The organism is Phaeovulum vinaykumarii (assembly GCF_900156695.1).
Lineage (GTDB): Bacteria > Pseudomonadota > Alphaproteobacteria > Rhodobacterales > Rhodobacteraceae > Bieblia_A > Bieblia_A vinaykumarii.
Genome location: NZ_FTOM01000014.1, coordinates 21,575 through 27,574, shown reverse-complemented (window position 1 = coordinate 27,574; position 6,000 = coordinate 21,575). Strand labels below are relative to the sequence as shown.

Annotated in this window: 8 protein-coding genes; 4 read left to right on the top strand and 4 right to left on the bottom strand. The window is 60.9% G+C overall.

Translation table 11 applies throughout. The features are described from left to right. The 4 genes from BW949_RS17255 to BW949_RS16005 all read right to left on the bottom strand — a co-directional run. On the bottom strand, positions 1-192 hold a 192-nt coding region (locus BW949_RS17255; protein WP_459562045.1), incomplete at its 3' end, for a hypothetical protein. A 191-nt stretch (positions 193-383) separates the two neighbouring features. Beyond that, positions 384-593, bottom strand: a complete 210-nt coding sequence (locus BW949_RS16015) for a ribbon-helix-helix protein, CopG family (protein ID WP_076367896.1) — start codon at positions 591-593, stop codon at positions 384-386. A 267-nt stretch (positions 594-860) separates the two neighbouring features. Beyond that, a complete protein-coding gene (locus BW949_RS16010; RefSeq protein ID WP_076367894.1) occupies positions 861-1,463 on the bottom strand; it encodes a recombinase family protein in 603 nt (200 codons plus the stop codon). Positions 1,464-1,564: 101 nt separating this feature from the next. Then, positions 1,565-1,921 (bottom strand): TniQ family protein, encoded by a 357-nt coding sequence (locus BW949_RS16005; protein ID WP_076367892.1) that lies wholly within the window; start codon positions 1,919-1,921, stop codon positions 1,565-1,567. 109 nt (positions 1,922-2,030) lie between these two features. Here BW949_RS16005 and BW949_RS17500 point away from each other — a divergent pair, with 109 nt between their 5' ends. The 4 genes from BW949_RS17500 (at position 2,031) to BW949_RS15985 (ending at position 5,958) form a co-directional block, all read left to right on the top strand. Beyond that, on the top strand, positions 2,031-2,327 hold the full coding sequence (locus BW949_RS17500) for a winged helix-turn-helix transcriptional regulator (RefSeq protein WP_235816343.1): 297 nt from the start codon (positions 2,031-2,033) through the stop codon (positions 2,325-2,327). Positions 2,328-2,848: 521 nt separating this feature from the next. Further along, positions 2,849-3,979 (top strand): IS481 family transposase, encoded by a 1,131-nt coding sequence (locus BW949_RS15995; RefSeq protein ID WP_235816342.1) that lies wholly within the window; start codon positions 2,849-2,851, stop codon positions 3,977-3,979. Positions 3,980-3,990: 11 nt separating this feature from the next. After that, positions 3,991-4,983, top strand: a complete 993-nt coding sequence (locus BW949_RS15990) for an NAD-dependent epimerase/dehydratase family protein (protein ID WP_076367888.1) — start codon at positions 3,991-3,993, stop codon at positions 4,981-4,983. 12 nt (positions 4,984-4,995) lie between these two features. Then, positions 4,996-5,958: a KpsF/GutQ family sugar-phosphate isomerase gene (locus BW949_RS15985; protein ID WP_076367886.1), complete on the top strand. Its 963-nt coding sequence runs from the start codon at positions 4,996-4,998 to the stop codon at positions 5,956-5,958. Positions 5,959-6,000: the final 42 nt, after the last annotated feature.

The window sequence follows — 6,000 nt, the reverse complement described above, 5'->3', positions numbered from 1 at the left end:
GACCAGGCTAAAGGCAGTCTGACCTGATCCCCCCGAACCGTTCCGCCGCTCATGGGCCTGCGTGGAAAGCTCGCCAGCCTCGTTCTCGGTGAGCTGGCCCGCGCTGTAGCGCGTCCAGACCTCCCGCATAATCTCATCAAGCGCGTGCCCGCGCGCGCAGCCGATAGCGGCCGCGATCTGCGTCCTCAACATATCCTCGTCCTTCTTTTGAAGGACATGACGACAAGGACGGCGGACAAAACTCCCCTGTTTTCGCAAGAATCGACCTTGCGAATAAGAGTGCTCTAGCGTAAATAAGGGGATGTAATTTTCGCCCCATTTCTACGGTGTGTCTGACGACCTAAGAAGCCCCTGACCGTTACCAGCGGTCAGGGGCTTCGTCGTTATGTCCCTTGCTTCGCTTCGATGTAGAACCTCAACGCTTCCTCGATGATCGGCGCGCGCGATGACACGCCCCTAGCTTCCTTGATCTGGTCAAGTCGCGCGACCAGCTCAACGGGAAGATCGGTGTTTACGAAGGTTCGACCGGCCTCCCGCAACCTTTGTCGGTGCGCGGCCACGCCCTTCCGTATTTTTTCAGAATCACCACTCATGGTTACTAGTAATGACGTTGGCCGTCCGATTCTGCAATCCCTTGCGTAAGAAAACGCGAAAAGCCCTATTTCTAGACCGAGAAACCAAATCTAGTAGCTCACACCAGCGCGCTCTAAGGCCCGGTAGAGGGACGACGAAGTTCTTGGAAAGTAACGCGGGAAAGCTGGTGATGGGCTGTGGCTCATGTGATCGGCAGCTTTAGGCTCAAATTGACACATCATCTGTGCTGGACGCGATCAGCGGTCTGCCTGTCGAGGCCTTCGGTGTCATAGTTCCCGTCGATAACTCTCGTGACTACTGCCAGATGACGCTGCCGCCTTCTCCTGCTGAAGCGCGGCGTAGAGGGCGGTTTTTCCGACCTTCACGCGCGCGGCCGCTTCCCTGACATTCAGCCCGGCCGCGAGATGCTGGCGAGCCTTCGCCAGCTTTTCCGGGGTCACGACCGCCTGTCTGCCGCCGCGACGACCTCGCTCCTCGGCGGCCTGAAGGCCGGCGCGGGTTCTTTCGCGGATCAGATCACGCTCAAACTGTGCGAGTGCGCCAAACAGATGGAAGACCAGGCGGCCGCCGGGCGTAGTCGTGTCAATGTTCTCCGTGATGGACCGGAAGCCGACGCCGCGCTCCTCTAACTCGGTGACGATCTCAATCAGGTGCTTCATCGACCGGCCGAGGCGATCAAGCTTCCAGACCGTGAGTGTGTCGCCCTCGCGGACATAGCGGATGGCGTCCGCCAATCCCGGGCGCTCGGTCTTCGCCCCCGACGCCTTGTCCTCGAACACTTTGTCGCAACCGGCTTTGCGCAGGGCATCGAGTTGCAGGGCGGTATCCTGATCTCCGGTCGAGACCCTTGCATAGCCTATGGCGGTCATGAGTTGCGCATGTCCTGTTTCTCGTTGAATCCGGACACTGTCCGATTTGCCGTTCCAGAGCAAGGTTGACGGACAGGCTCCGGTGAAGCCGGGAAACGATCCTATGACGGACGGCCTTCGCTCTCGCCAAAGCAGTGCTCGAACCACTCCCGCCCCTCATCGCTCTCGAAGTAAGCGCGCATTTCGGTCACGGCGTCATTCATGATCTTCGGGTATTGCATATCCCGGAGCTGGTCGGCCGGAAGCCCGGTCCCGGCCGCCAGACGATGCAGGGCGCTGTCAGGTATCAGTTGGCCGAAGGTGCTGATTTCCGTCGCGGTCAAGCCGAACATGGAACGACAGAAGCGGCGATAGTCCGCCCCGTAGGTCTCCGCAAGACGACGAAGATAGGCACGGCGATCCTCATGGGACCGGGGTTGGGGATGCAGCGGCCACGGTCTGGTCGAAGTATCCGTCATGATATGACGCTCCGTTCCATCGAGCGCCGCCGCACGGTGGGCGGCTGATAGGCTGCTTCCATCACGGCGGCCGCTCGACACTGTCGCCCACCGCCTTCAACCCGGCGAAATGCAGAACGGCATCGATGCGCCCCAGCAGACCGGCATCGTGCAGTCCCTCCTCCTTTTGGAACGCGCCCTCCCCGCAGGCCGTCCGGTGCCGCAGCCCGGGAACATCCGCCACATGAACAGCAAGCTGCAGGAAGATACGCATTTCCGCGTCCTACGCCTGTTGCGGGAGAACCCCGAGATGTCGCAGTGCGAGCTGGCCCGGGCGGTTGGCATCAGCATCGGCGGGATGCATTACGTGCTGGCGGCGCTGATCGACAAGGGCTTCGTCAAGCTGGGGAATCACGCCGCCGCCTAGGACCGGCGTCGCTATGCTTATATCCTGACCCCCACGGGCCTTGCCCACCGGATCAAGAGCACCCTCGTCTTCCTCAAGCGCAAGCGCGCGGAATACGAGGCGCTGCAGCCCCGTGGCGCTGGCCGCGGGCGCACAGGTGATTTCCAGCCCAGCGAATTCGTCTTTCTGCTGGCGCTGGTCGCCGGCCTCGCCCCGGCGACCTTCGGGCTCTACAGCATCGCCTTTGCGGTCGTGCTAGCCGACACCGCGATCCTGCAAGGGTTTTTTCCAGATGCAGATGATCGCCCCCCTACCCAAGCTGGCGGCATGACTTCGCCTCGGCGCTGTTCGTGGCCCAGGGCGCGCACTGCTGCATCCCGGCGACCCCCGATCTGGCCCCGCTGGTGCCGGCCATCTGGCCATCGAAACCGCCGGCGTCCGCCATGCTTACCACAGGGCCCAGACGTTCATGAATTCCTCGCTAGGTGTTTGATCCCACGGTTTGATGGTGCGATCCTTTCTTTGGAATGGAAGGATGCTCTATGGGACAAGTTCGTCACGGCAGCGCCACGACCACGCACGCTGTCAGAGCAGCAATACAGCGATCGCAAGCTACGATCGCGCAGCTGAGCCGGGAACTGGGTGTTAACGCCAAGACCGTCGCGAAGTGGCGCAAGCGCGCGACGGTCGAAGACATGAAGACAGGGCCGACAGAGCCCCGTTCGACCGTCCTGTCCGAGGATGAGGAGGCGATGATCGTGGCGTTTCGGCGCCATACGCTGCTGCCGTTGGACGACTGCCTTTACGCTCTGCAGCCCTCGATCCCGCATCTGACGCGATCTGCGCTGCACCGCTGTCTGCAACGACATGGCATCTCGCGCCTGCCTGATGTGGAGGGCAACAAGCCGAAGCGGGCGAAGTTCAAACGCTACCCCATAGGGTTCTTCCACATCGACATTGCCGAGGTGCAGACCGCTGAAGGCAAACTATATTTGTTCGTTGGCATCGACCGCACGAGCAAGTTCGCCGTGACCCAGCTCGTCGATAAAGCCGACCGGAAAACAGCCTGGGAATTCCTCCAGCACATGCTGGAAGCCGTGCCCTACCAAGTTCACACCATTCTCACCGACAACGGTATTCAGTTCGCAGAGCAACCTCGGAACAGGAACACCATCTACTCCCGGCCGATGCGCTTCGATGTGATCTGCGAAGCAAACGGGATTGAGCACAGGCTGACCAAGCCCAACCATCCATGGACTAATGGCCAGGTCGAACGGATGAACCGCACGATCAAAGAGGCCACGGTTAAGCGCTTCCATTACGAAAGCCATGACCAGCTCCGCACCCACTTGGGGGACTTCATGGCGGCCTACAACTTCGCACGAAGGCTCAAGACACTCGGAGGCCTTACACCTTACGAATACATCTGCAAGATCTGGACATCAGAGCCAGACAGATTCATCCTAAACCCGATCCACCAGATGCCGGGACTGAACACCGTCATGAACCAATGCGTCACCCACAATCGTCACTACCACACGGAAAAGCAGTTCGCGGATGCGATTCTACCGTTCTTTCAGGAAACCCCGCCCGAAAAGTGGATAGCTTTCCGAGAAAAAGTATCAGATAGCTTCAGCGTCGTCACTCACGAGAATTTCCGGATTTTAAGATGAGCTCAGTATAAATGCAGAAGATTTCAATTATCGGAGGGGCAGGCTTCATCGGGACTAACCTTTGTCAGCGGCTGGCTGATCGGCAGATCCCCTTCGAGATTGTAGATCTCAAGCAGAGCCGCCGGTTTCCCGAGAAGACGCGCATCGCCGATATCCGCGACAAGGCTGCACTGGCTCAGGCGCTGACCGGGAACCTGGTGGTGAACCTCGCCGCCGTCCACACCGACGATGCCAGCGATCCCAGCGCCTACGAAACGACCAACGTCGACGGCACCCACAACATCGCGGAACTCTGTGCGGATCGCGGCATCTCCCGAATTGTCTTTACCAGCACCGTGGCGGTCTACGGTTTTGCGCCAGTGGGCACCGGCGAGAATGGTGCGATCAACCCGTTCAACGAGTATGGCCGCACGAAATGGCGCGCCGAGGAAGTGTTGGACGCCTGGCACCGCGCGGACCCCGAGAACCGCGCGCTCATGGTGGTGCGCCCGACGGTGGTCTTCGGCGAGGGCAACCGTGGCAATGTCTTCAACCTGCTCAACCAGATCGCCTCTGGGCGCTTCATGATGATCGGTGACGGCACCAACCGCAAGTCGATGGCCTACGTGGGCAACGTCGTGGCCTTCCTTGATGCCTGCATCCACAGCGACCGCACGCGCGGCACCTTCAACTACGTCGACACACCGGACACTGACATGAACGCGCTTGTCACTCTCGTGCGTGGCAAGCTCAAGGGAACGCCGAATGTTGGCCCTCGCCTTCCGCGCTGGCTGGGGCTCGCCATCGGCCATCTGTTCGATGCCGTGGCCCGGCTGACCGGCAAGCGTTTCCCGATCAGCGCTATCCGTGTGACGAAGTTCACCGCCGCCTCGAGCTTTGCCAGCGCGAAGGACGAGTTGGACAGTTTCACACCTCCCTTCACACTGGAGGAGGGGCTTGAACGCACATTGCAGGCCGAATTCATTGCGCCCGATCCTGCAAGAGAGATCTTTTATACCGAGTAGGACCCAAGGCTCATGAAAGACAGGCTTCCATCCCCCCAGGAGACCGCCCGCCGGGTACTGAGCGTCGAGATTGCGGGGCTGACACGACTGTCCGACGAACTGCCGGCGGATTTCGCGCCCTTCGTCGAGGCGGTGCTAGCCTGCAAGGGGCGGCTGATCATATCCGGCGTAGGCAAGTCCGCCCATATCGGGCGCAAGATCGCGGCCACTCTAGCTTCCACCGGAACGCCGTCCTTTTTCGTCCATGCTACGGAGGCCAGCCACGGCGATCTCGGCATGATCGTGCCCGGTGACATCTGCCTCGTGATCTCCAATTCCGGCCAGACCACCGAGCTGACCGACCTCTTGGACTACTGCAAGCGGTTCGACATCCCGATCGCGGCCGTGACCTCGAACCCCGAGAGCGTTCTAGCGCGGGCGGGCACCTTCAAGCTGCTGATCCCGAAGGCTGAGGAGGCCTGTTCCATCGGCATGGCGCCGACAACCTCGACGACCATCACCCTAGCACTCGGCGATGCCGTGGCGGTGGCGCTGATGGAAAGCCGGGGCTTCACGCCGGAACGGTTCCGCAACTACCATCCCGGCGGCAAGCTCGGGTTGCAGCTGGCCATCGTCGCGGATCTGATGCACGGGGCCGCCGACTTACCGCTGGTCTCCGTCGACACGCTCATGCCAGAAGTGCTCTTGGTGATGACCTCGCGCGGCTTCGGCACGGCGCTGGTGACTGAGGACGAACGGCTTGTCGGGTTGATCACCGATGGCGACCTGCGGCGTCACATGGGCAACCTGCTAGACCATGTCGCCGTCGATATCGCCACGAAGGCTCCGACCTCCGTCACCCGCCACGATTTCGCCGCCGAGGCGCTGGCCATCATGAACCGCCTGAAGATCAACGTGCTTCCGGTGGTGGACGAGGCAGCGCGCCCAGTGGGCATTCTGCACATGCACGACCTGTTGCGTGCCGGCCTAAAATGATCGGCTCCGGTCCGTTAACAGAGACGTTTTGCCCAGAAAAAG